The organism is Lentzea sp. (assembly GCF_036380075.1).
Lineage (GTDB): Bacteria > Actinomycetota > Actinomycetes > Mycobacteriales > Pseudonocardiaceae > Lentzea.
The window spans coordinates 62042-86416 of the sequence record NZ_DASVFL010000323.1; the positions used below are offsets into that span (position 1 = coordinate 62042).

Sequence of the window (24375 nt, forward strand, 5' to 3'; positions counted from 1 at the left end):
TGTGCGCGTCCATGCGGGCACGTGGGGTGAATGTGGCGGGTGGGACCGGGCGTGCCGTCGGCCACGATCAGGCGTCTGCCGGATACCTCGGCCGATCTGTGGGTATGCGACCCGCATGAGCAAGCACCGGGTAGTAGTCGTCGGTGGCGGGTTCGGTGGCCTGGGCGTCGTGCGCGGCCTCAAGCGCGCCGCCGTCGACGTCACGCTGATCGACCGCACGAACCACCACCTCTTCCAGCCGTTGCTCTACCAGGTCGCGACGGCGTTGCTGCCGACCGGGGACATCGCGCCGGCGTTCCGGGCCGTGCTGCGCAAGCAGCGCAACGCCCGCGTGCTGCTGGGCGAGGTGACCGGCTTCGACACCGCGGGCAGGAAGGTGTCCGTCGACCTGCCGGACGGGTCGTCGCGCCAGGTCGAGTACGACACGCTGGTCGTGGCCGCCGGGTCCCAGGACAGCTACTTCGGCCACGACGAGTGGGCCGAGGTCGCGCCGCCGATGAAGACCCTCGAACAGGCCGTCAGCCTGCGGTCGAGGCTGCTCCGCGCGTTCGAGACGGCCGTGGCGGCGGACGACCCCAAGCAGTGGCTGTCGTTCGCGGTGGTCGGGGCGGGACCGACGGGCGTCGAGCTGGCCGGGCAGCTCGCGGACCTCGCGCGCCGGGCGTTGAAGGGCCAGTTCCGGGAGATCGACCCGCGCGACATCCGGATCACGCTGCTCGACGCGGTGCCGCACGTGCTGCCGCCGTTCCCCGAGAAGCTGCGCGAGCACACCCGGCGCAAGCTGGAGCAGCTCGGCGTCACGGTCATGACCGGCGCGATGGTCCAGTCGATCGACGCCGAGGGCCTCACCACCAAGGACGGCGACCGGGTCGAGGCGCGGACGATCATCTGGGCGGCCGGCGTGCAGGCGTCGCCGCTGTCGCGCAAGCTCGCCGAGGCGACCGGGGCCGAGGTCGACCGCAAGGGCAAGATCATCGTCAACCCCGCCGACTGCTCGGTCACCGAGGACGTCTTCGCGATCGGCGACATGGTCAACCTCGACGACCTGCCCGGCATCGCCGAGCCGGCCATCCAGGAGGGCCACCACGTCGCCAAGGTGATCAAGGCGCGGCTCGAGGGCAGGACGCACAAGCCGTTCAAGTACCTCGACCTCGGCACCATGGCGACCATCTCGCCCGGTGACGCCGTCGCCGACATCAAGAAGCTGCACCTGCGGGGACTCGTCGGCAAGGTCGCGTGGGCGGGCGTGCACATCGCGTTCCTCGTCGGGTGGCGCAACCGGGTCGCGGTGCTGACGCAGTGGGCGTGGAACATCGTCACCGGCCGCCGCGCGCAGCCGATCATCCTGGAGCCGATGCGCGCGAAAGGGGCTGAGTAGCGGCACGGCTGGGTAACCGGGAGCCGTGAACACGGAGCTGCTGGGCATCTACATCAACGACCACCTGGCCGGGGCGACGGCGGGCAGCGAGCTCGCCCGCCGCATCAGCCGCACGCACCCCGAGCTGCGCGTCCTCGCCGACGACCTGGAGGCCGACCGCAAGGAGCTGCTCGACTTCATGCGCGAGGTCGGCGTGGAGGCTCGCCCGCACAAGGCCGCGCTCGGCTGGCTGTCGGAGAAGGCGGGCAGGCTCAAGCTCAACGGCAGGGTGCTCGGCCGTTCACCGCTCAGCGACGTCCTCGAACAGGAGGGGCTGCGCGTCGTCATCGAGGCCAAGGCCGCGATGTGGCGGACGCTGCGCACGCTGCGGAGCTTCGACGAGGAACGGCTCGAGCGGCTCGGCCGCCGTGCCGCGGAGCAGGCCGAGCTCGTCGACGCGTACCGGGTGCGCCAGGTGCCGAAGGCGTTCCACTCGCCGCAGGTGTCCGGCGTCGACGTCGAACGCACCTTCACCGTCGCGTCCCCGCCCGAGGGCGTCGTCGAGTACCTGCGCGACTTCTCCCGCACCGAGCAGTGGGACCCCGGCACGGTGTCGTGCAGCCGCCTCGACGACGGACCGGTCGGGGTCGGTTCGCGCTGGCGCAACGTGTCGATGTTCCTCGGCCGCAAGACCGAGCTCGTCTACGAGCTGACCCGCGACGAGCCGACCGGGCTCCAGTTCGTCGGCCGCAACGACACCGCCACCGCGACCGACGACATCACGGTCACCGCCGGAGCCACGCCCGGCACCGCCCGGATCACCTACCACGCCCACCTCGAGTTCACCGGACTGGCGAAGCTCGGGGCACCGGTGGCGAAGCTGGCGCTCGAGAAACTGGGCAACGACACCGAGAAGAGCCTCGTCCGCGTGCTCGGGCCCGTCCGGTAAAGACAACGGAAAAAAGCAGGTCAGGCCCGATTCCCCGGGCCTGACGACATCCATAGACTCCCTCGCGCCGGGTGCTGGGGCAGGCTTGCCCCTGTCCGCTCCGGCGCGGACTCGAGAGGGAGTACTGGGGTGTTCGAGAACAACGTCACCAGGCGCGGCTTCGTCACGGGCGCGGCGGCCGTCGCCGGTCTCGCCGGCCTGTCCACCGTCGCGCCCGGCCTCGCCGGAGCAGACCCGAAGACCAGCGACCGGCACACCGACGCGGAGATCCGGGCCGCCGAGGTCGGCGCGCTGGCGATGATGACGTTCCAGAAGATCGACGGCACGCCCGTCTACTACTGGCGTTCCAACCGCGGCAACACGACCGCGCGAAACTGGCAGGCGACCGACGCGTTCTACAACGCGCTCGTGGCGTGGATCCGGGACCTGCGCTCGCTGTCGTCGAGCTACGGCTCGATCAGCTACATCGTCTCGGCCGGGTTCTACGTCGACAAGGCGGGTCAGCACGGCGCCGGCACCGCGATGGACCTCGATCACGTGCGCTGGTCCGGCGGCAACACCGTCTCGCCGCTCGACCAGGCGCACGCCTCGGGCACGGCGTCGGTCCGCAAGCGCTACCTCGCCACGGAGGCCGTGTGCCGCCGCCGGTTCCGGTACGTGCTCGACGGCTGGTACAACGCCGACCACGCCGACCACATCCACTCGGACTTCGGCGGCATGCCGGTCCGCGCGGTGCAGGACTCCGAGTCCGACACCAAGTTCGTCCAGGCCGTCTGCAACAACTTCCGCGCCTCCGGCCTCACCATCGACGGCATCTGGGGCCCGAAGACGACGGCCGCGTTCAACGGGCTCAAGTCGGCGCTCGGCGTGACGGGCGACCCGCACTCCAGCTCGTCGGTCTGGCAGGGCATGTTGTCGAAGATCGCCACCAAGGGTTTCGCGAACCAGAACATCTGACCGCGAGCCCCATTCCGCGGAAATGCGCTGACAAAGCGTCCGCGGGGCCGGAACGACAAAGGCGCGTCCATCGCTGGACGCGCCTTTGTCGTGAAAGAGGGGGAACCTAGCGGTGACCGCCGCCGCCCATCGAGCCGCCGAGGCCGAACAGGATCCGCTGGATGAGCTCGGGGTCGACGTCCGGCTCGTCGCCCAGCTGCTCGGCCGCGGGCGAACGGCGCTTCTCGCGGCGGGGCAGCGGCACCGCGGTCGCGTTCACGCCGGTCGGCAGCTGGAGCTCGCACCAGATGAGCTTGACGCCGCCCGCGAGCTGGAGCTCGCCGGTGCGCAGGTCGGGGGAGGTGGGCGGCATGATGAACCGCGCCGCCTCCAGCTCGACGACCAGGTAGTCGCCGCTGAGCCGCAGGCGCAGGGTGATCAGCCGTGAGGTCTTGGGGTCCGCGGACTCGACGGCGGCTTCGACCAGCGCGCACGCGACGGCCGAGCACTCCCCGATCATGTTGCGCAGACGCCACTCACCGAGTGTGAAGCGCACGAACAGATCCGCGCAGTTCACCGCGGTGGGCAGCGCGATGAGTGTCAGGTCGTCGACCTGGGCGGTCTGGGCGTTCGCCTGCATGCTGCCTCCGTTTCGCGTGCGGCGCGCGATCCGCGGTGGTCACCCGAATGGCCGTCGCGGTGAGCGGGAATCTACATGGGTATACGCGGGAAGCAATGCCCCGGTTGACTCACCCGTCAAAAGTCACGTCCGAGTTACGATACCGCTTGATTCTGCTCACCGTGAGTATAGCGTCCTGTGCTCCCGGTGATCGTTTCGGGTCTGCATCGCCGTCCGGCGAACCGCTTCGACGAATTCGTGAAGCAACGGCTGCGGTGTTCACGTTCCGTGCGGTATGCCACGTCGCGAGGCGTCGGGACGCCGGCGCGGGTGCTCCTGGGCCGGGGCCGCCCCCGCGGCGCGGAATCAACGCCGCAATCTTAAATCGAATTAAGCCGCCGCCGATTCGGCGGCCGAGCTTAAAGATATTTAAGTCCGATTAATCGTCTGAACGGTGGATTGGCGGCCGGGGGTGGTCGGCTAACTTCTGTGTCAGATCGAGAAACGAACCGAGACCCTGCTGAATACGCCGGACCCCCACACCAACGCCGAGAGCCCCGGCTGATCCACCTCGTTTCACCGGTGTGGGAAAAGGCAAGCGCGCACTGCTCACCGGGTTCCTCCCTCCTGCTCGGAGCCCGGTGGTGCGGCAGCGGTGCGCCGCGGCCTGCCGGTGCCCGCCGGCGGCGTCGGACCAGTCCCACGGTCCGCACGCCGTCGGCGGTGTTCTTCCCGGCTCTCCCGAAAGAGCCCCGGTGGCGGTGCCGCCACCGACCTAGACCCGACGGAGCCTCAATTGCACGCGTGCGCCCCCCAGCGGCCCGCGGTCGACGTGGAGAGAACCGCCGGTGCCCTCGGCGGCACGGCGGGCGATGTCGAGTCCCAGGCCGGTGGAGCCACCACCGCTGGCACCGCGGCGCACCGCGCGTGCGGTGTCCGTGATGCCCGGACCGGCGTCCTCGACGACGAGCGCGACCAGGTCGGCCTGGTGCACGAGCGTCACGGCGAACCGCGTGCCCTCGGGCGTGTAGCGGAAGACGTTGCCCAGCAACGAGTCCAGTGCGGCGCTGAGCTCCGTGCGGGCGATCGGCACGTGTGCGGGCCGGTCGGCGCCGCGCACGGTCCACGGTCGTTCCTGGTCGTCGGCGAGCGCGGACCAGAACACCAGCCGGTCGCGGACGACGTCCGCCGCGTCGGTGGCGCGCTCGCTGGGCTGCAGACCCGACCGGGCGGCCCTGATGATCTCGCCGACCTCTCTCTCGAGCCCCTGCACGGCCGTGCGGATGCGATCCGCACCCGACCCCTGTCCGAGGGCGTCCGCGTCCAGCAGCAGGGCCGTCAGGGGTGTTCTGAGGCGGTGCGAGAGGTCGGCCACCACCTCCCGTTCGGCGGCGAGGAGGTGGCGGACGCGTTCGGCCATGGCGTTGAACGCCTTCCCCACCTCCGCCACCTCGGGAGGTCCCTTGACCGGAACGCGCGCGGACATGTCCCCCTGTCCCATGCGCCGCGCGCCTTCCGCCAACGCCCGCGTGGCCTTCACGGCCCGCGCGCCCAGCCGGTCGGCGACCAGCACCGACCCGGCGACCAGCCCGAACGCGACGCCCGCGAGCACCCACCACGTGCCGATCACGCCGTGGGTGAGCTCCTCGTGCGGCACGAACGCCTCGACGATCGCGATGCCGCTGTCGCTGGTGGCCAGCGGCTGGAGGTAGGCGACGCCGTCGGGGCGTTCGACCGTGGACGCGGTCGCGAGCTTCTGTGCCTCCTCCAGGTCCTCCGCGGTGATGTGCGAGGTGCCGTAGGTGCCGGCCGGGGAGGCGATGTGCACGGCGAGCCGTTGCTGGCCGCCGTAGCGGGTGCTGCGGATGGCCTGGCGGATCTCCTGCGGCCGCCTGGTGATCACCAGGGCCGGGGTGAGCGCGTTGGCCTGCTTCTCGGCCTCGCTGAGGGCCCGCGTGTACGCGGAGTTCTTGACGACGATCGCGAGCGGGATCAGGAAGGCCAGCGCCACCATGCTGGTCGCCGCGAGGGCGACCAGCACCAGTGACCGCCTCACCTCGGCGCGACCAGTCGCACACCCACCCCGCGCACGGTGTGCAGATAACGCGGCTGCGCGGCCCGTTCGCCGAGCTTGCGGCGCAACCACGACAGGTGCACGTCGAGCGTCTGGTCGTCGCGGTTGGACGGCCACAGGCTCGCCAGGATCTCGGCCCGCGGCACCACGTCGCCGTGGCGGGCCGCCAGGTAGGAGAGCAGCTCGAACTCCTTGTGCGTGAGCGAGAGCTCCCGCCCGTCCACCGAGGCCCTGCGCGAGCTGACGTCGATCTCCAGGCCGCCGACGACGAGCTGCTTGGTGTCGCGCGCCCGCCGCAGCACCGCCTGCAGCCGCGCCTCGAGGTGCTCGCTGGAGAAGGGTTTGACGAGGTAGTCGTCCGCGCCCGCGTTGAGCAGGCGGATGATCTCCGCCTCGTCGTCGCGGGCGGTGGCGATCACCACGGGGGTGTTCGTGACGCCGCGGATCATCCTCAGCGCGTCGCCGCCGTCGAGGTCGGGAAGTCCCAGGTCGAGCACCACGACGTCGTACGCGGTCGCGGTGACTTCGCGCAAAGCCTCGATCGCGAGCGCCACACCGTGCACCATGTGGCCTTGACCGGTGAGGGCGCGCGTGACCGCCGCCCGCACCACCGGGTCGTCTTCGACGAGAAGTACCGATGCCATGTCAGAGGAGGGTTTTCGAGGTGAGACGGGCGATCGGATACCTGGCCGCGTGGGCCGTGGTGACCGCGGTCGCCGTCGGCCTGTCCTGGTTCGGGATCCGGTCGGCGATGGAACCCGCGCCGGTGGTCCCGGCGGACCCGGCGCTCGGGGCCGCCGTGCTGCCGCTGCCGACCGTCACCTCGCTCACCGTGCCGGTCCCCGAGTCGGGGCCCTCGATCGGCACCCCGCCCGTCACGTCCACGCCCACGACCACCAGGCCTCCTGTTGTCAGCTCGTCCGTTCCGGCTCCTCCCAGTAGTACGGACGCGCGTCCGTCCACGGCTCAACCGCAGGAGGGGGAATGGCAGGCGGACGGATCCTACGTGCACGCCTTCCACCTGCGTGGCGGTGACGTGGTGGCCCGGTACCGCCCGACCGGGGAGGTGGCGGCGCTGTCCGCGACTCCCGCCGACGGCTGGTCGGTCTCGGTGGAGCAGCCGGGCGGGCCGCTCGTGGTGAACTTCCGCACCGCCGCCGGCCGGTTGTCCAGGCTGGAGGCCACCTGGGCGGACGGGCCGACGGCGCGCGTCATCGAGCAGTGATCACAGGCCGATGGCCTTCGCTACCTGTGCCGGCTTGAGCACCCGCAGGATCGCCTCGAAGAGGTAGTAGTCGCCGTAGGGCAGCGAGACCTCCACGCCGTCCTCGGCCGGCCGGTTGCGCGTGCCGCGCGCGAGCACTGCCTCGGCCCGCGTCGACCTGGTGGTCAGGCAGGTGGCCACCAGTCCGTCGAGGATCCGCAGCGCCCGGTCGCGGTAGCGGTCGGTGCCGGTCGCCTTCGCGAGGTCGAGCAGGCCGCACGCCATGATCGCGCCCGCCGACGAGTCCTTGACGTCGTTGGCGCCCAACGGCGAGCGGTAGTCCCACACCGGCACGTGGTCCGGGGTCAGGGCGTCGAGCGCGAAGTCGGCCATCTTGCGCGCGGTGTCGCGGAACTCGTTCAAGCCCGTGCGGCGGTACATCGTCGTGAAGCCGTAGATGCCCCACGCCTGGCCGCGTGCCCAGCACGACGTCGGGCTGTAGCCCTGGACGGTGTTCTGGCCGACCGGGGCACCCGTGTCCGGGTCGAAGTCGAACACGTGCGGGGTCGAGCCGTCGGCGCGCAGGAAGTGCGTCCGGGTGGTCCTGGCGTGGGCGATCGCGATGTCCAGGAACCTGCTGTCGCCGGTCTGTTCGGTGGCGAACGCGAGCAGGTCCAGGTTCATCATCGTGTCGATGATCACCCGGCCGGCGTTGCCCGGGGTGCCGATCGCGCCCCACGCGCGGATGAACCTGCCCGCGGCGTTCCAGCGCTTGGTCAGCGTGTTCGCCGCCTCCACCGCGCCGTCGCGCCACTTCGCGTCGCCGGTGAGCCGGTACGCGGTGACCCAGGACGGGGAGAACAGGAAACCCAGGTCGTGGTCGCGCGGGTCGAGCCGGCGCGGTGCCAGCCGGTCGTTCGCGGCCTCGGCCAGCGCGCGGAACCGCGCGTCGCCGCTGTCGAGGTGCGCGAGCCACAGCGTGCCGGGCCAGAAACCGCCGACCCAGCCGCCGTCGGCGACGTAGGTCCACTTCTCGGCACGGGTGATCTCCGGGAACGAGATGATGCCCGGTGCGACCGCCCCGAGCTTGGCGAGGGCGTAGTCGAGTGCGGTGCGCAGCCGCGCGGGGGAGGCCGCGGCTTCCCCGGTGCCGAGCGCGACTCCGGTTCCGGTGAGCAGGGGAGTGGCCGCGGCAGACGCCAGCAGGGTGCGTCGAGACAGGTTCACGAGACTGTCCAGTCCCTTTCATGTCCTTGCGCCCACGGCCACAGTGCCAGAGTGGTCGCAAGCCTGACAAGAATTCGTTCTCACCGCTTCGTTCATGTTTCTGAACAGCGAAAAGGGACCGGGAAGAGTTCATGTGGATGAACGGTTCCCGGTCCGGAGAAGAAGGGCGAAGGCGTCGGGTCGCGCGCGGTTCTGCTTGTGCGGCTTGAGAAAACGACGCTTGTGCGGTTACTCCACGTTGTGCCACACCGCGAACGGGACGTCGACCTCGTCGCGGCTCAGTCCGCCGTGCTCGAACTTCTTGGAGGGGTCGGCGATCGGGAACGCCGGCGACGCCGCCACCGCGACGACGGGACCCGCCTCCGGCTGCGGAAGCCCGAGGTCGGTGGCGTGGTGCACCGTGGCCGTCGAGCCCAGAGTCGTTGCGACGCGGTCGAAAACGGCGTCCTCGCGGCCGGGTTCCGGGTAGAGCCAGCGCATCCGGCCTGCGCCGCCGGAGGGGATCGCGCACTCCTCGCGCACGATCGCGTCCCACGCCTCGACGAGGCCGGGGTCGGGGTCGACGGCGACCTGGCCGTGCGCGGAGTGGGCCACGACGGTCCAACCCTGTGCGGCCCAACGGGAAGCGTGCGCGTCGAGGCGGAGCATCGCCTCGTGCACCGACTCGTCGTACCCGTTGGCGTGCACGTGGTCGTCCACGTTGACGTACGTCCAGAGCAGCCGGGCGTCGGGCAGCGCCTTGTCCACGTCCGCCACGACGTTCGCGACGAGCAGGGGCGGATCCTCCGCCTGGGCGGTGAGTTTGTGCCGAGGGGGCGAGGGTAACCGGGTGCATCCCCGGAGCAGGGCCTTGGCCCAGGTGCCCTCGAGGAGGTCGATCTCGCGGGCCAGGACCGTCGCGCCGTGCCGTTCGAGCACGGTCGGCAGGTCCGGGATCGCCGGCGTGCCGTTGATGGCGTGCACGAGTCCGGAACCGTTGCGGTACACCGTTCCCGCGACGCGGTGGACGTCAGCCGGCACACCGGTCAGCGCGGTCAGCCAGGCCGTCGCGGCCGTCGACGGCACGGTGGAGGAGAGGGTGGAGAGGGAGGCGGCCAGCCACGACTGTTTGGCCACGTCCGACGAGAGACCGTCCACGGCCAGGACGATTACGCCGCGTTGAGCCTTGCTGAGGGCGTGTTCGAGCCGGGAAGGTATCTCCACCAGTGACATCGGGCGACTGTAACGCATCTCATCAGGCCGACTTCGCCTGATCGGGTGCTCTGTTCCCGCAGAATGGTGCCGATGGGGTAAAGGGAACTTGACGAGAAGGAGAGTGGCGGATGGCGGTCGGGGTTCTCGACGTCGGGTGCTTCAGCGCACACCTGGTGGTCGTGGAACGAGACCTGACACGCCCGCTGCTGTCCCACAAGGTCAGGCTGCGCCTGGACCGGGAGCTGGACTCCACCGGCGCGATCACCGCCGCCGGCGTCGAGTCGCTCTGCGCCGCCGTCCGGGCCGCCCGCAAGAAGGCCGGTGACGTCCCCTTCCTGCCGTTCGCCACGTCGTCGGTGCGCGACAGCTCGAACGCCGCCGAGGTCATGCGCAAGGTCGCCAGACGCACCGGCGTGGACCTGAAGGTGTTGTCGGGCAAGGAAGAAGCGCGCTACTCGTACGCGGCGGCGCGGCACTGGTTCGGCTGGAGCGCCGGCCCGATGGTCGTCCTCGACGTCGGCGGCGGCACCGTGGAGCTGGCCGCCGGGTTCGGCGCGGAACCGGAGTTCGCGCTGTCGTTGCCGTTGGGCGCGAGGACTTTGACGCGAAGCGGCCTGGCCGTGGACGAGATGCGGGCCGAGGTCCGCGACCGGCTGGCGGAAGCCTTCCCGCGCGACGAGAGCGCTCGCGCGGTCGGCTGTTCCAAGGTGTTCGAGCAGCTCGCCCGGCTCGCCGGCGCGCGCAACGGCGTCCACGGGCCGCGGCAGCTGCGGTTGAAGGACCTGGAGAAGTGGATTCCCCGGCTCGCGAAGCTCTCGGTGCGCGAACGCGCGGCGCTGCCGGGGATCTCGCGCCACCGGGCCCAGCAGTCGTTGGCGGGCGCGGTGGTCGCGGAGGGGTTGATGAAGGTCTCGGGACACGACGTCGTCGACATCTCGCCGTGGTCCACCAAGGAAGGCCTGCTGCTCGAACTGGTCGAGCGGTCGCGCGGACGGCGCGAGTCAGCCGCCTAGCGCCGTGACGGCGTCGTCGACGTCGGCGAACAGCAGCAGGACCTGGTCGACGGCCGTCATCTCGAGCGGCCGCAACACGACTCTCGTGTCGCTGACGACGCCGAACCGGACGCCGAGCTCGTCGGCCTGGGCCTGGGTCTCCACGAGGGCGCGGATGCCCTCCGACCCGAAGAACCGGACCTCCCGCAGGTCGACGACCAGGGCGGGCGGTTTGCGGTCGAGCAGCTCGGCGAGCCTGCTGGTCACCGGCGCCGACGACATCATGTCGATCTCGCCGGTCAGCGAGACGATCGGGATGGACTGGACATAGGTCGTTCTCTGTCGAAGCTCGTTCATAGGACTCCCGTCCGGACCGACCGTACGCGTCTTTCCGTGACGGTCACAAGCGCAGCGGCCTCCGCCCGGGCCTCAGCCCAGCAGGAAAGCCCTGGTCACGAACATCGCCGCCACCAGAACGGCGAACAGCACGATGAGCCCGATCACAATGCGTGACGCGGCTTTGCTCGGCGGCTTCTGCTCGTGGTGCGTCAGCCCGGTCGTCGTCGACCCGGAGTCGGGCGGCGTGTCACCCGGCGCGACCCCGCCACCGGGCTCCAGGCCGGGCGTGCGGAGCGGGTCGGGGTCAGGAGGGGTTGCGGTCATACGGGGTGAGGTACCCCCTTTTTCAGCCTTCTAGCTGAGCCCAGACCACTTTTCCTCCGCCGTCCGGCGTAGTGCCCCAGCGGACGCTCAGGGCCTGCACGAGCTGCATGCCCCGCCCGCGCGCCGAACCGGGGTCGACAGGTCTCAGCACGGGCTGCTTCGGCGACTCGTCGTGCACCTCGAGGAGCATCCCGCCCGTCGTGCGGCGCACGGCGAGGCTGATCGCCCCCTCGCCGTGGTCGATCCCGTTGGAGACGAGCTCGGTGACCACGAGCTGCGCGTCGTCGGCCAGGTCGTCGGACAACCCCCACGAGCCGGCGGCGTCGCGCACCGCCTTCCTGGCGCGTGCGCAGGACCCGCCCTCGCGGGTCAGGGACACCCGCACCTCAGCCAGTGGGTCGTTCAGCACAAGGCGCATCGTCGCACATCCGGCGCCCCGTTCGGATCTTTCAGCCCCCCGGTGGTCGCATGCCCGGACGTCGTGCTGCACGATTTGGGTCGCACGAGTCGGGCGTGGCGGAAGGAACGGCGACGATGGAGCTCAACGTCGACAGCGAGGTCCAGCGGGGATGGCGAGTGCTCGCCGTCGCCGGTGAGCTGGACATCGACACCGTCCCCGTGCTGTCCGCACGGCTTGATTCGGACGTCAGCGGCGCCCACGCGGTGCTGGACCTGGCGCACCTGCAGTTCATGGACTCGACCGGGCTGGCGCTCGTGCTCGACTGGCACCGGCGGCTGGCCGAGGCCGGCGGGCAGCTGCGGATCGCCTCGGCTCAGGCTCCGGTGCGGCGGTTGTTCGAGCTGGCCGACGTGGCCGAGGTGTTGAGCCTGCACTCGTCGGTGGACGAGGCCGTGCAGGAGTCGGTGGCGCCGTAGCCGCGTGTGCTCGCTCGTCGCGACTTCGTCGCGATGCGGTCGGGGCTTGACCTCAGGGCCCTGGCGAGGCGCTGGGACGGGCGGGAACGGCCGGCCGCAGCGCGGCCGGACCGCCGAAGGCCGCCAGCGGTCCCTCACGCCTCCGCCGACACGCCCAGGTAGTACGCGATCAACCGGATGAGGTGCTCGGTGTCCACGGGCTTCGCCACGTAGTCGGTGGCCCCCGAAGCCAGCGACTTCTCCCGGTCGCCCTTCATCGCCTTCGCGGTCACGGCGATGACCGGCAGGTCCGAGTAGCGTTCCATGGCGCGGATGGCCGAGATCGTGGCGTTGCCGTCCAGCTCCGGCATCATGATGTCCATCAGGACGATCGCCACGTCGTCGTACTGCTCCAGCGCGCGCACGCCCGTGATGCCGTTGTCGGCGTAGATGGCCTCCAGGCCCACCAGCTCCAGCACGCTCGTCAGGGCGAAGACGTTGCGCAGGTCGTCGTCGACGACCAGGACCTTCTCGCCGTGGAAGCGGATCGAGCCGGACGCGGCGAGGACCGGGGCCGGGGTGACGATCGGGGTCGGTTCGGGCAGGACGACCGCCTCCGAGACGACCTTGCCGAGCGGCAGGCAGAGGGTGAAGGTCGAGCCGATGCCCGGTTCGGAACGGACGCGCAGGGCGCCGTTGAGGAGCTGGGCCAGCTCGCGGCTGATCGAGAGGCCCAGGCCCGTGCCGCCGTACTTGCGGGACGTGGTGCCGTCGGCCTGCTGGAACGCCTCGAAGATCACGGCGAGCTTCTCGGCAGGGATGCCGATGCCCGTGTCGTGCACGTCGAACGCCACCGTGGACGGGTCGTCCATGCGCACGTGCAGGCGGATGCCGCCGTCGTGGGTGAACTTCACGGCGTTCGACAGGAGATTGCGCAGGATCTGCTGCAGGCGGTGCTCGTCGGTGCGCAGGGTCTCGGGCACGTTCGGGTCGACCCGCACGGAGAACTCGAGGTTCTTCTCCGCGGTCAGCGGCAGGCACAGGGTCTCGACGTAGCGGACCAGCTCGTCCACGCGGACCGGGTCCTCGTGCAGGGTCATGTGGCCCGCCTCGACCTTGGTCAGGTCGAGGATGTCGTTGATCAGCTGCAGCAGGTCGGAGCCGGACGAGTGGATCGTGCGGGCGAACTCGACCTGCTTCGCGTTCAGGTTGCCGTCGAGGTTGTCGGCCAGCAGCTTGGCGAGGATCAGCAGCGAGTTCAACGGCGTGCGGAGCTCGTGGGACATGTTCGCCATGAACTCGGACTTGTACTTCGACGCCGTCTGCAGCTGGCGGGCGCGGTCCTCCAGCTCCTCGGAACCGGCCCTCAGCTCCGTCGTGAGGCGCTGGGACTCGACGAGCAGGGCATCGGTGCGGGAGTTGGCCAGCAGCGTGTTCACGTTGACGCCGATGGCCTCCTTGAGCTGGTCCAGGAGGTCGAGGTGGACGTCGGAGAACTCGTTCAGCGACGCCAGCTCGATCACGCCCAGGGTCTCGCCCTGGAACAGGACCGGCAGGATCACCAGGTTGACCGGGGCCGACTCGCCCAGCGCCGAGGAGACGGTCAGGTAGGTGCCCGGCACCTCCCTGACCAGGATCGTCTTCTTCTCGAGCGCCGACTGGCCCACCAGCGACTCGCCCATCGCCACGTGCGTGGTGCGGGCGGTGTCGAGGCGGAAGCCGTACGTGGCGGTCAGCTCCAGGGTCTGCTTGGAGTCGTCCTCCTCGATCTGGAAGAACGCGCCGTGGTGGGCGCTGACCAGCGGCGTCAGCTCGCTCATGATCAACGACGCCAGCGCGCGCAGGTCGCGGTGGCCCTGCATCAGGCCCGAGAGCCGCGCGAGGTTGGTCTTGAGCCAGTACTGCTCGCGGTTGGCGCGGGTGGTCTCCTTCAGGTTGGCGATCATCTGGTTGACGTTGTCCTTGAGCTCGGCGAGCTCGCCGGACGCGTCGACGGTGATCTGCCTGGTCAGGTCGCCCGCGGTCACGGCAGTGGCGACGGCGGCGATCGCGCGGACCTGGGTGGTGAGGTTCGAGGCGAGCTGGTTGACGTTGTCGGTCAGCTTCGACCACGTGCCGGCCACGCCGTCGACCTCGGCCTGGCCGCCGAGCTTGCCCTCGGTGCCGACCTCGCGGGCGACGCGGGTGACCTCGTCGGCGAACGACGACAGCTGGTCCACCATCGTGTTGATCGTGGTCTTGAGCTCGAGGATCTCGCCGCGGGCGGCGACGTCGATCTTCCTCGTCAGGTCGCCCTTCGCGACGGCCGTGGTGACCTGGGCGATGTTGCGGACCTGGTTGGTCAGGTTGTCCGCCATGAAGTTCACCGAGTCGGTGAGGTCCTTCCACGTGCCCGCGACGCCGGACACGCGCGCCTGACCACCGAGGATGCCCTCGGTACCGACCTCGCGGGCGACGCGGGTGACCTCGTCGCCGAACGCGCGCAGCGTGTCGACCATGCCGTTCAGCGTGTCGGCGAGGGTCGCGACCTCGCCCTTCGCCTCGACGGTGATCTTCTTCGACAGGTCGCCGTTCGCGACGGCGGTGGCGACGGCGGCGATGTTGCGGACCTGGTCGGTCAGGTTGTCCGCCATCAGGTTGACGTTGTCGGTCAGGTCCTTCCAGGTGCCGGCGACGCCCTGCACGCGCGCCTGGCCGCCCAGGCGGCCGTCCGTGCCGACCTCGCGGGCGACGCGGGTGACCTCCTCCGCGAACGACGACAGCTGGTCGACCATCGTGTTCAGCGTGGACTTGAGCTCGAGGATCTCGCCGCGCGCGTCGACGGTGATCTTCTGCGACAGGTCGCCGTTGGCCACCGCGGTCGCGACGTGGGCGATGTTGCGGACCTGGTTGGTCAGGTTGTTCGCCATGAAGTTGACGTTGTCGGTGAGGTCGCGCCAGGTGCCCGCGACGCCCGGCACCGTCGCCTGACCGCCCAGGCGGCCCTCGGTGCCGACCTCGCGGGCGACGCGCGTGGCCTCGTCGGCGAACGAGCTGAGCTGGTCGACCATCGTGTTGATCGTGGTCTTGAGCTCGAGGATCTCGCCGCGGGCGTCGATCGTGATCTTCTGCGTCAGGTCGCCGCGCGCGATCGCGGTCGTGACCTGGGCGATGTTGCGGACCTGGGTCGTGAGGTTGTTCGCCATGACGTTCACCGACTCGGTGAGGTCGCGCCAGGTGCCCGCGACGCCCGGCACCTGCGCCTGACCGCCCAGCCGGCCGTCCGAACCGACCTCACGGGCCACGCGGGTGACCTCGTCGGCGAACGCGGACAGCTGGTCGACCATCGTGTTGATCGTCGACTTGAGCTCGAGGATCTCGCCGCGCGCGTCGACGGTGATCTTCTGCGTCAGGTCGCCCTGCGCGACGGCGGTCGTGACCTGCGCGATGTTGCGGACCTGGGTCGTCAGGTTCTCCGCCATGAAGTTGACGTTGTCGGTGAGGTCGCGCCAGGTGCCGGCGACGCCGGGGACCTTCGCCTGGCCGCCCAGCTTGCCGTCCGTGCCGACCTCGCGGGCGACGCGCGTGACCTCGTCGGCGAACGACGACAGCTGGTCGACCATCGTGTTCAGCGTGTTCTTCAGCTCCAGCATCTCGCCGGAGACGTCGACGGTGATCTTCTGCGTCAGGTCGCCGTTGGCCACCGCGGTCGCGACGTGGGCGATGTTGCGGACCTGGTTGGTCAGGTTGTTCGCCATCGAGTTGACGTTGTCGGTGAGGTCGCGCCAGGTGCCGGCGACGCCGGGGACCTTCGCCTGACCGCCCAGCCGGCCCTCGGTGCCGACCTCGCGGGCGACGCGGGTGACCTCGTCGGCGAACGACGACAGCTGGTCGACCAGGCCGTTCACCGTCGAGCCGAGCGTGGCGAACTCGCCGCGCAGCGTCTGGTCCGACATGCGCTTGGTCAGGTCGCCCTCGGCGACGGCGGCGAGCACGCGGCTCAGCTCGGTCGTCGGCCGCATCAGGTCCTCGACCAGGCCGTTCACCGAGTCCGCGATCAGCGACCAGCCCCCGGCCGTGCCGGCGGGCGCCACCCGTTCGGTGAGCCTGCCCTCCTGGCCGACGGCCTGCCGGACCCGGCCCAGCTCACCGGCGAGCCACTGGTTGCGCTCCGCGATCTCGTTGAACACGTCCGCGAGGGCGGAGACGGGCCCGTTTCCCGGCACGACCAGCCTGCGGCGGAAGTTGCCGTCACGCAGGTCCTTCATCGCCGAGAGAACCCTGTCGAGGGTCGCGTCCGTCTCTTCGCTGGCCGTGGTCACTCCAAGCCTCCGTGCCTCGGTGGTCGCAGCCAAGCCTGCCACGTTAGGTTGGGAGCGAGGTAACTTGATGCCGCGATGCACGCCAACTACCCGCAGGAGGCCGTGATGATCCGGCCGACCGCGCAGGACGAGAGCGGATGAGCAGCGCCGTGGGCATCGACCTGGACGGCTGGCAGCGCCTGGTGGACGGGCTGCGCGAAGCCGTCCTCGTCGTGGACCCGGCAGGGGTGGTGCGCGTCCGCAACGCCGCCGCGGCCGACCGGTTCCCCCGCCTGCACCTCGGCGAACGCTTCGACGTGCACGTCGCGGGCCGTCAGCACGACCTGGGCGAGGGCTGGAGCGCCTGGTACTTCACCGACTCGGCGCTCGACCACGCCCACCTGCGGCTCGCGAGCGGCACCTCGCGCGAGGCGACCCTGAAGACCATCGTGCAGCTCGCCGCGGAACTGCTGGGCGAGCACTGCGTCGCCGTGGTCCCCGCCACCCGCGACCGCCTGGAGTGGTGGCGCTGCGGCGGCGGCGAGCCGACGGTCACCCGCACGCCCCGCCGCGCGTCGGCCATCACCGAGGTGCTGACGGGCGAGTCGACGTTCGCGAGGATCACCTCTCTGGGTGAAGGCAGCTGGGGCGTGCCGGAGGACTTCGGCTGCGCGCTGGCCGTCCCGCTCGGGGTGGGGGGCGCGCTGGTGGTGCTGCGGCAGGGCGACTTCGCGCCGAACGACGTCGAACGCGTCCGGCTGTTCGGCAAGCACGCCGCCGCGGCGCTGGAGTCGTCGTCGAAGCTGACCGACCAGAAGCGGACGATCGAGATCCTGCGGTCGGCGCTGCTGCCGTTGCCGCTGCCCGAGGTGCGGGGCATGTCGCTGGCCTCGGTGTTCATCCCCGCCCACCAGCGCGCGCTGGTCGGCGGCGACTTCTACGACGTGCACCCGCGCACGGACGGCTCGGCCACGTTCGCGCTCGGCGACGTCTGCGGTCACGGCCTGGAGGCCGCGGTCCACAGTGGACGGGTGCGGCAGTCGCTGCAGGCGCTGTCGCTCGTCGAGACGAACCCGGTGCGGCTGCTGCACCTGCTGAACACGTCGTTGCGCGCCACCGGGTCCAAGCTCTTCACCACGCTCGTCGTGGGCGAGCTCGTGCCGCTGGCGGCCGGGGGAGCGCGGCTGTCGCTGGCCTCCGGCGGGCACCCCGTGCCGTTGATCCTGCGGGCCGACGGCAGCGTCCAGGAGGTCAGCGCGACCGGCGCGATCGTCGGCATCCTGGCGGACGTCCGGTTCTCCGGCGAGCAGGTCACGCTGGCACCCGGCGACACGCTGGTGCTGTACTCCGACGGGTTCACCGAGGCCCGCGCGCACACCGACCGCACCGAGCTGTTCGGCGAGCAGCGGCTGCGGGCGGTGCTCAAGGAGTGCAAGGGGCTGTCGGCGGAGGAGATCGCGCGGCACTGCGAGGCGGCGGTGCTGAAGTGGCTCGACCACGACGACCACGACGACCTCGCGCTGCTGGCCGTCCAAGCGATGTGAGCGTTCCCACGCGGCTGTGAATTTCCGGCCGAGCGTTCACCCGCCGTTCGTTTGCCCGGCAAGCTCGACCGGCTGAGATCGGCGCATGTCCCACTCACACGATCACCCGCACGGTGATCACGCGCACCACCACCTCGAGGTAGAGCCGGTCGAGGGCAGCTGGCTCGACGCCGGGGACGACCGCCCGTCGTCGGTCGAGCGCCGCCGGTTCCTGGCGGGCCTGGGCATCGCGGCCGGTGCCGCCGGTGTGGCCGCCGCGGCCGGCACGGGCACGGCGCGGGCGCACGTGCCCGTCAACCCGTGGGGCGGCGGTGACCGCTGGTACGCCGGCGACCACCACATCCACACGCAGTACTCCGACGACGGCCAGTACACGGTCGAGCAGCAGGTGGCGAAGGCCCGCGAGTTCGGGCTCGACTGGGTCGTCATCACCGACCACGGCGGCCCCGCGCACCAGAAGTTCTCGATCGACCAGGTGACGCCGGACGTCGAGCGCGCCCGCCGCGCGCACCGCGACGTGCTGGTCTACCAGGGTCTGGAGTGGAACATCCCCGGCGCGGAGCACGCCACCGTGTTCCTGCCGCCCGGCAAGCACGCCGTCGACATCCTCAAGGCGTTCGAGCTGTCCTACGACGGCCGCATCGCGAGCGGCGCCGAACCGCTCGCCCTGGCCGCGCTGCGGTACCTGGAGGCGCAGGTCCTCTCCGGACGGACCGAGATCGCGCTGATGTTCGCGAACCACCCGTCCCGGCGCGGCGTGGACAGCCCGCACGAGATCCGCGGCTGGCGCGACGCGGCCCCCGGCGTCGCGGTCGGCATGGAGGGCGCGCCCGGCCACCAGGCCGCCGGCATCCCCAAGTCCGCGGGCGGCCCCGGCCGTGCGCGCGGCTACTACGACACGGCCGCCCCGCTGCCCGAGTCGTTCCCCGCCTACCCGGCCGAGTCCTACCGCACGCACGGCGGCTTCGACTGGATGACCGCGAAGGTCGGCGGCCTGTGGGACTCGCTGCTCGCCGAGGGCCGGCCGTGGTGGATCACCGCGAACTCCGACGTGCACCAGGTCTTCGGCGACACCTTCACGCAGGGCGGGCAGGACCACGCCACGACCGGGTCGCGGGGCGCTCCGATCGACTCGGGCGTGAAGCAGACCGGCTACGGCGACTTCTTCCCCGGCCAGTACGGCGCGAACGTCGTGGGAGCGCGCTCGCGGTCCTATGTGGACGTCATGCGCGGCCTGCAGTCCGGCAAGGTCCTGACCGTGCACGGACGGCTGGTCGACGGCCTGGAGCTGCGCGTGCGGTCACGGGACGACCTGCGCGGCGTGACGCTGGGCGGCCGGACCTTCGTGCGCCGCGGCGGCGACGTCGAGGTGACCATCGAGGTCGTCCGCGCGTCCGGGCCGAACTTCTCGGGCGCGGTGCCGTCGCCGGCGAAGGTCGACCTGATCTCGGGCCCCGTCACCGGTCCCGCCGCCGACCGCGACGTGTTCTCGGCGCCGGAGACGGTCGTCACGAAGACGTTCGAGGTGCCGCGCAAGGGCAAGATCCGCTTCACGCACACGTTCAAGGGCGTCGAGCGGTCGTTCTACCTGCGGTTGCGGGGCAGCGACGGCAAGCGCCTCACCTCCGCCGGTGACCCGGTGGTCGACGAGATCGCGAACTCCGACCCGTGGGCCGACCTCTGGTTCTACGCCAACCCGGTGTTCGTCGACGTGATCTGAGTGCCGATGACCGACAGCAGCTGGAGCTTCTCGTAGCTCTCGGTGCCCGGCGTGGCCGTGTAGACGAGCAGGATGTGCGCCTGGTCGGGGTCGAGGAGCGTCTGGCACTGCAGCTCCAGGGCTCCGACCGAGGGGTGCGCGTACCGCTTGGACTCCTTGGGGCGCAGGCCGATCTCGTGGGCCTCCCACACGGTCCGGAACTCCGCGCTCCCGGCCAGCAGCAGGTCGACGTAGTGCGCGGCGCGGGACCGCGGTCCCCGCCGCGTCACGGCCTCGCGCAGGCCGGAGGCGAACATGCGGCCCAGGAAGTCGTGGTCGTCGGGGTGGTAGAGCGCCCGGCAGGCCGGGTCGGTGAACCAGCGGTAGCCGAGGCTGCGAGCCGGGCCGGTGTACCGGGTCGTGTCCCCGACGAGCGCGGCGCCCAGCGGCGTCTGGAGCAGCGTCTCGCCGAGCTCGGTGACGACCTCGGCCGGCGTGTCCCGCAGGCGGTCGAAGATGCGGGCGAGACCGGGGCTGACGTGCTCGCTGAGCGCGCCGCGCGACGGCGCCTCGTGCCCGGCGAGCCGGAAGAGGTGGTCGCGTTCGTCGAGCGACAGGTGCAGGCCCTGGGCGATGGCGGCGATCATCTGCGGCGACGGGTGCGGCCCGCGTTCCTGCTCCAGCCGCGCGTAGTAGTCGGCGGACATGTTGCACAGGGCGGCGACCTCCTCGCGCCGCAGTCCGCTGGTCCTGCGCCGCGGCCCGCGCGGCAGCCCGACGTCCTCCGGCTGCACCGCCTCCCTGCGCAGCCGCAGGAACTCCGCCAGTCCCGTTCTGTCGATCACCGGGGGCCTCCTCTCCGTGTCATCACCCTTTCTAGTGCTGCCGCGGCGCCGTAGCCACGGATCGTCAGGTCCTGGATGAGGATCGGTGGGTCCGGCCACTGTGGAGGCAACCCCACGACGAGCAGGAGAGTGCGATGGCCCGCAAGCAGTTCGACATCCAGGTCCCGGACCTGACCGGCAAGAGGGCGGTCGTCACCGGCGCCAGCGACGGCATGGGCCTGGGCATCGCCCGCAGGCTCGCCGCCGCCGGCGCCGAGGTCGTTCTGCCCGTCCGCAACCAGCGCAAGGGCACGGCGGCCGTCGAGGAGATCCGCCGTCACGTGCCCGGTGCCAGGGTGTCCCTCCGGGCGCTCGACCTCTCGTCGCTCGGTTCGGTCGCCGAGCTGGGCAGGACGATGCGGGACGAGGGCGAGCCGATCCACGTCCTGGTCAACAACGCCGGCGTCATGACCCCGCCCGAGCGCCAGACCACGGCCGACGGGTTCGAGCTCCAGTTCGGCACCAACCACCTGGGCCACTTCGCCCTGGTCATGGGTCTGCTGCCGCTGCTGAAGGCGGGACGCGCCCGCGTGACCTCGCAGCTCAGCATCTCCGCCAACCAGGGCGCCATCAACTGGGACGACCTGAACTGGGAGCGCTCCTACAACGGCGGCAGGGCCTACAGCCAGTCGAAGATCGCCCTCGGCCTGTTCGGGCTGGAGCTGGCCCGCCGTTCCGCCGCGGGCGGGTGGGGGATCACCAGCAACCTCTCGCACCCCGGCATCGCGCCGACGAACCTGCTCGCGGCCCGGCCGGAGATCGCCCGCTCGTCCGACACGCTGGGGGTGAAGGTCATCCGGTTCCTGTCGGCGCGGGGGATCGTCGTCGGCACGGTCGAGTCGGCGCAGCTGCCGGCGGTGCTCGCGGCGACCTCCCGGGAGCCCGGTGTGTTCTTCGGGCCGAAGGGGCTGGCCGGTCTCGGCGGTCCTCCCGCCGAGGTCGAGCTGTACAGCCGGCTGCGGTCGGTCGAGGAGGCGCGGCGCGTGTGGGAGAAGTCCGAGGAACTGGTCGGGGTGCGGGCCGCCTGACGGCCACGTGCGCCGGTCAGCGGACTCCGTGCGGGCGGAACTGGATGCTGATGCGCGGTCCCACGACCTTCGACGTCTTCGGGATCGCGTGCTCCCACGTGCGCTGGCAGGACCCGCCCATCACCAGCAGGTCGCCGTGCCCCAGCGCGTACCGGTGCGTCTCGCCGCGGCCGCCGCGGGGCCGCAGCAGCAACGCGCGGGGCGTCCCGACGGACAGGATGGCGACCATCGTGTCCTCGGTCTGGCCGCGGCCGATCGTGTCGCCGTGCCACGCCACGGAGTCGCGCCCGTCGCGGTAGTAGCAGAGCCCGGCGGTCGTGAAGGGCTCGCCCAGTTCGGCCGCGTAGAAGGAGGACAGCATCGACCGGGCCGTGGTCAGCACGGCGGACGGCAGCGCGCCGGGGTAGAAGCAGAGCAGGCGCGGCACGTCGACCACGGTGTCGTACATCTGGCGGCGTTCGGCGCGCCACGGCACGTGGTCGACCAGGTCGTCGAACAGGGCGTCGGCGCCGGAGAGCCAGCCCGGCTGCACGTCGATCCACGCGCCGTCGTCCAGCCGGGTGCGACGCGGTGCGAGCGGGGCCAGCTCGGGCTCCGCTTCCAGGTCGAACAGCGATCCCTGGCGCATGGACCGCAGCATAATCGAACGTGTGTTCTACGGCGACAGCGTGGCCCACACGGCGTCGGCGACCAGGTCGCGGGCTGCTTCCAGGTCGAAGACGCCCAGCAGGAAGCGGCGCACCGACTCGTGGGCCGGGCCCATCGCCACCGGTTCCAGCGCCCACGGCGGGATCGGGCGCAGTTCGCCGGCCGCCGTCCGCTCTGAGAACCACGTCAGGACCGGCGCGAACTCCGCCTGCTTCGCCGCCGGGTCGGCGTGGTCGGGGGCCGCGTACAGGAAGCGGGCGCGGCTCGGGTTCGCCGTGACCCAGTCGAGGTAGCGCAGCGCCAGGTCGCGCACGGCGTCCCGGGCTGGGCGGGAGTCCAGGGCCGGGAGCATCGCGGCCACGCAGCGGGCGTAGCTGTCGGCGTAGAGCTGGGCGAACACGCCGGCCCGGCTGCCGAAGTGGTGGTAGATGCTGCCGTTGGACATTCCCGAACGTTCGGTCAGGGCGGCGATCGTCACGGCGTCCAGCCCGCCCTCCGAGACGAGCGAGAGCGCCGCGTCGAGGAGAGACTGTCGTCGGTCGGCCACGAGGGTTAGAGTACCGCTCTGGAGCGACGCTCCAGAGAAGGGGAGAGCAATGGCGCTGTCGATTCCCGGCCTGCTGCGCGAGCGAGTCGCGCGCACGCCCGACGCCGAGGCGATGCGGTACCGCGACGGCGACGGCTGGGCCTCGCTCACCTGGTCCGGGCTCCAGCGGAGGGTGGCGGAGCAGGCGTTCGGGCTGCGTGAGCTGGGTCTGCGCAAGGGCGACCGGGTGGCGCTGATGGGGCGCACAAGCATCGACTGGATCATCACCGACCTCGCCGTGCTCGCGGCCGGCGGTGCCACCACCACCATCTACCCGAACAGCACCGAGTCCGAGGTCGCGCACATCATCGGCGACTCCGGCAGCCGCGTGGTGGTCGTCGAGACCGACGAGCACGCGGGTCTGGTGCCGGACGGCGTGGAGGTGCTGCGGTTCGGCCGGGTGCCCGGCGGCGAGGGCGACTACGACGCGCTGGTCGACGACCTCCGGCTCGGCGACCTGGCGACGTTGATCTACACCTCCGGCACGACCGGCACGCCCAAGGGCGTCGAGCTCACCCACGAGAACTGGCTGACGACGGCGGAGGCCATCGCGTCGCTCGGCATCCTCGAGGAGACCGACCTGCACTTCCTGTGGCTGCCGCTGTCCCACGCGTTCGGCAAGGTGCTGACGATGGCGATGATCGCCGCGGGCGTGCCGACCGCCGTCGACGGCAGCGTCGAGCGGATCGTCGACAACCTCGGCGAGCTCAGGCCGACGATCGTGGCCGCCGCGCCGCGCATCTTCGAGAAGATCCACGGCCGGATTGTCGCGGGCGCGCGGGAGAAGGGCGGGCTCACCGAGAAGGTCTTCCGGTGGGCCGACCGGGAGCACGGTCCCGCGACCGCCTGGCTCGCGGACCGGCTGATGTACCGCAAGCTCCGCGACCGCGTCGGCGGGCGGATCCGGTACTTCGTGTCCGGCTCGGCGCCGCTCGCACCGGAGATCGCGGAGTTCTTCACCCGCGCCGGGATCACGATCCTGGAGGGCTACGGGCTCACCGAGTCGTCCGCGGCGACGTTCTTCAACCGGCCGGGCATGATCCGCGCCGGCACGGTCGGGCCGCCCATCCCCGGTATGGAGGTCAAGATCGCCGAGGACGGCGAGGTGCTCCTGAAGGGGCCGGGCGTCATGCGCGGCTACCACAACCGGCCGGACGCGACGGCCGAGACGCTGGTCGACGGGTGGCTGCACACCGGCGACATCGGCGAGCTCGACGACGCGGGGCGGTTGCGGATCACCGACCGCAAGAAGGAACTCATCAAGACCTCCGGCGGCAAGTACGTCGCGCCTGCCCGGATCGAGAGCATGATCAACGCCGCGTCGCCGTACATCAGCAACGTGATCGTGCACGGCGACCGCCGCAAGTACTGCGTGGCCCTCGTGACGCTCGACGAGGACACCGCCGGCGGACTGTCCGGAAAGGACGCCGAGGCCGAGGTCGGCCGCGCGGTGGAGGCGGTCAACGCCCAGCTCGCGCGGCACGAGACGATCAAGCGCTTCGCCGTGCTGGAGAAGGACTTCAGCGTCGAGGACGGGCTGCTGACCGCGTCGTTGAAGCCTCGCCGCCGCGAGATCGAGAAGCGGTTCAAGGACACGCTCGACAGCCTGTACTGACGCGCGGAACCGCCCGCCGAC

At 71.0% G+C, this 24375-nt stretch carries 22 protein-coding genes; 10 read left to right on the plus strand and 12 right to left on the minus strand.

All coding sequences use genetic code 11. The features are described from left to right. The first annotated feature begins 115 nt into the window (after window positions 1-115). From VF330_RS34090 to VF330_RS34100, 3 genes are all read left to right on the plus strand, one after another. Window positions 116-1378 (plus strand): NAD(P)/FAD-dependent oxidoreductase, encoded by a 1263-nt coding sequence (locus tag VF330_RS34090; RefSeq protein ID WP_330855835.1) that lies wholly within the window; start codon window positions 116-118, stop codon window positions 1376-1378. Between the two features lie 25 nt (window positions 1379-1403). Next, window positions 1404-2306, plus strand: a complete 903-nt coding sequence (locus VF330_RS34095) for an SRPBCC family protein (protein ID WP_330855836.1) — start codon at window positions 1404-1406, stop codon at window positions 2304-2306. A gap of 129 nt (window positions 2307-2435) precedes the next feature. After that, window positions 2436-3263: an extensin family protein gene (locus tag VF330_RS34100; RefSeq protein WP_330855837.1), complete on the plus strand. Its 828-nt coding sequence runs from the start codon at window positions 2436-2438 to the stop codon at window positions 3261-3263. A 106-nt stretch (window positions 3264-3369) separates the two neighbouring features. On the opposite strand, the gene VF330_RS34105 is transcribed toward VF330_RS34100, so the two are convergent. The 3 genes from VF330_RS34105 to VF330_RS34115 form a co-directional block, all read right to left on the minus strand. Next, window positions 3370-3882, minus strand: coding sequence for an ATP-binding protein (locus tag VF330_RS34105; protein ID WP_330855838.1), 513 nt, complete (start codon window positions 3880-3882; stop codon window positions 3370-3372). 754 nt (window positions 3883-4636) lie between these two features. Continuing rightward, window positions 4637-5917: a HAMP domain-containing sensor histidine kinase gene (locus VF330_RS34110; protein WP_330855839.1), complete on the minus strand. Its 1281-nt coding sequence runs from the start codon at window positions 5915-5917 to the stop codon at window positions 4637-4639. Next, window positions 5914-6579: a response regulator transcription factor gene (locus tag VF330_RS34115; RefSeq protein WP_330855840.1), complete on the minus strand. Its 666-nt coding sequence runs from the start codon at window positions 6577-6579 to the stop codon at window positions 5914-5916. Before VF330_RS34115 ends, VF330_RS34110 begins: the two co-directional genes overlap by 4 nt. 20 nt (window positions 6580-6599) lie before the next feature. Between VF330_RS34115 and VF330_RS34120 the strand changes: the two genes are divergently transcribed. Next, entirely contained in the window at window positions 6600-7160 is a 561-nt protein-coding gene (locus VF330_RS34120; protein WP_330855841.1) for a hypothetical protein, read from the plus strand. On the opposite strand, the gene VF330_RS34125 is transcribed toward VF330_RS34120, so the two are convergent. Both VF330_RS34125 and VF330_RS34130 read right to left on the minus strand, forming a co-directional pair. Next, complete coding sequence (locus VF330_RS34125) at window positions 7161-8366, minus strand: glycoside hydrolase family 88 protein (protein ID WP_330855842.1); 1206 nt, start codon at window positions 8364-8366, stop codon at window positions 7161-7163. 228 nt (window positions 8367-8594) lie between these two features. Beyond that, the gene (locus VF330_RS34130; protein WP_330855843.1) at window positions 8595-9578 is read right to left on the minus strand and encodes a hypothetical protein; all 984 of its coding nucleotides are present in this window, start codon (window positions 9576-9578) and stop codon (window positions 8595-8597) included. A 110-nt stretch (window positions 9579-9688) separates the two neighbouring features. Between VF330_RS34130 and VF330_RS34135 the strand changes: the two genes are divergently transcribed. After that, window positions 9689-10573 (plus strand): exopolyphosphatase, encoded by an 885-nt coding sequence (locus tag VF330_RS34135; RefSeq protein ID WP_330855844.1) that lies wholly within the window; start codon window positions 9689-9691, stop codon window positions 10571-10573. Here VF330_RS34135 and VF330_RS34140 read toward each other — a convergent pair. The 3 genes from VF330_RS34140 to VF330_RS34150 form a co-directional block, all read right to left on the minus strand. Then, window positions 10562-10909, minus strand: coding sequence for an STAS domain-containing protein (locus VF330_RS34140; RefSeq protein ID WP_330855845.1), 348 nt, complete (start codon window positions 10907-10909; stop codon window positions 10562-10564). The genes VF330_RS34135 and VF330_RS34140 overlap by 12 nt on opposite strands. Window positions 10910-10981: 72 nt before the next feature. Beyond that, a complete protein-coding gene (locus VF330_RS34145; RefSeq protein ID WP_330855846.1) occupies window positions 10982-11215 on the minus strand; it encodes a DUF6480 family protein in 234 nt (77 codons plus the stop codon). Window positions 11216-11237: 22 nt separating this feature from the next. Then, window positions 11238-11633 carry an ATP-binding protein gene (locus VF330_RS34150; protein ID WP_330855847.1) on the minus strand — a complete coding sequence of 132 codons (396 nt, stop codon included), beginning with the start codon at window positions 11631-11633 and terminating at the stop codon, window positions 11238-11240. Between the two features lie 95 nt (window positions 11634-11728). Here VF330_RS34150 and VF330_RS34155 point away from each other — a divergent pair, with 95 nt between their 5' ends. After that, the gene (locus VF330_RS34155; RefSeq protein ID WP_330855848.1) at window positions 11729-12091 is read left to right on the plus strand and encodes an STAS domain-containing protein; all 363 of its coding nucleotides are present in this window, start codon (window positions 11729-11731) and stop codon (window positions 12089-12091) included. Between the two features lie 134 nt (window positions 12092-12225). Here VF330_RS34155 and VF330_RS34160 read toward each other — a convergent pair whose 3' ends face one another. Next, window positions 12226-16371 carry a HAMP domain-containing protein gene (locus VF330_RS34160; protein WP_330855849.1) on the minus strand — a complete coding sequence of 1382 codons (4146 nt, stop codon included), beginning with the start codon at window positions 16369-16371 and terminating at the stop codon, window positions 12226-12228. Between the two features lie 137 nt (window positions 16372-16508). Here VF330_RS34160 and VF330_RS34165 point away from each other — a divergent pair, with 137 nt between their 5' ends. Both VF330_RS34165 and VF330_RS34170 read left to right on the plus strand, forming a co-directional pair. Next, window positions 16509-17894, plus strand: coding sequence for a PP2C family protein-serine/threonine phosphatase (locus VF330_RS34165; RefSeq protein ID WP_330855850.1), 1386 nt, complete (start codon window positions 16509-16511; stop codon window positions 17892-17894). Window positions 17895-17979: 85 nt separating this feature from the next. Beyond that, window positions 17980-19614 carry a PHP domain-containing protein gene (locus tag VF330_RS34170; protein WP_330855851.1) on the plus strand — a complete coding sequence of 545 codons (1635 nt, stop codon included), beginning with the start codon at window positions 17980-17982 and terminating at the stop codon, window positions 19612-19614. Here the strand turns inward: VF330_RS34170 and VF330_RS34175 are convergent. After that, complete coding sequence (locus tag VF330_RS34175) at window positions 19581-20438, minus strand: helix-turn-helix transcriptional regulator (RefSeq protein ID WP_330855852.1); 858 nt, start codon at window positions 20436-20438, stop codon at window positions 19581-19583. The two genes, VF330_RS34170 and VF330_RS34175, sit on opposite strands and share 34 nt — an antisense overlap. A 134-nt stretch (window positions 20439-20572) precedes the next feature. On the opposite strand from VF330_RS34175, the gene VF330_RS34180 reads away from it, so the two are divergent. Then, window positions 20573-21505, plus strand: a complete 933-nt coding sequence (locus tag VF330_RS34180) for an SDR family oxidoreductase (protein WP_330855853.1) — start codon at window positions 20573-20575, stop codon at window positions 21503-21505. A gap of 16 nt (window positions 21506-21521) precedes the next feature. Here the strand turns inward: VF330_RS34180 and VF330_RS34185 are convergent, their stop codons facing one another. After that, window positions 21522-22133 (minus strand): alpha-ketoglutarate-dependent dioxygenase AlkB, encoded by a 612-nt coding sequence (locus VF330_RS34185; protein WP_330855854.1) that lies wholly within the window; start codon window positions 22131-22133, stop codon window positions 21522-21524. Window positions 22134-22160: 27 nt separating this feature from the next. Further along, the gene (locus VF330_RS34190; RefSeq protein WP_330855855.1) at window positions 22161-22700 is read right to left on the minus strand and encodes a TetR/AcrR family transcriptional regulator; all 540 of its coding nucleotides are present in this window, start codon (window positions 22698-22700) and stop codon (window positions 22161-22163) included. 49 nt (window positions 22701-22749) lie between these two features. Here VF330_RS34190 and VF330_RS34195 point away from each other — a divergent pair, with 49 nt between their 5' ends. Further along, window positions 22750-24354: an AMP-dependent synthetase/ligase gene (locus tag VF330_RS34195; protein WP_330855856.1), complete on the plus strand. Its 1605-nt coding sequence runs from the start codon at window positions 22750-22752 to the stop codon at window positions 24352-24354. Window positions 24355-24375: the final 21 nt, after the last annotated feature.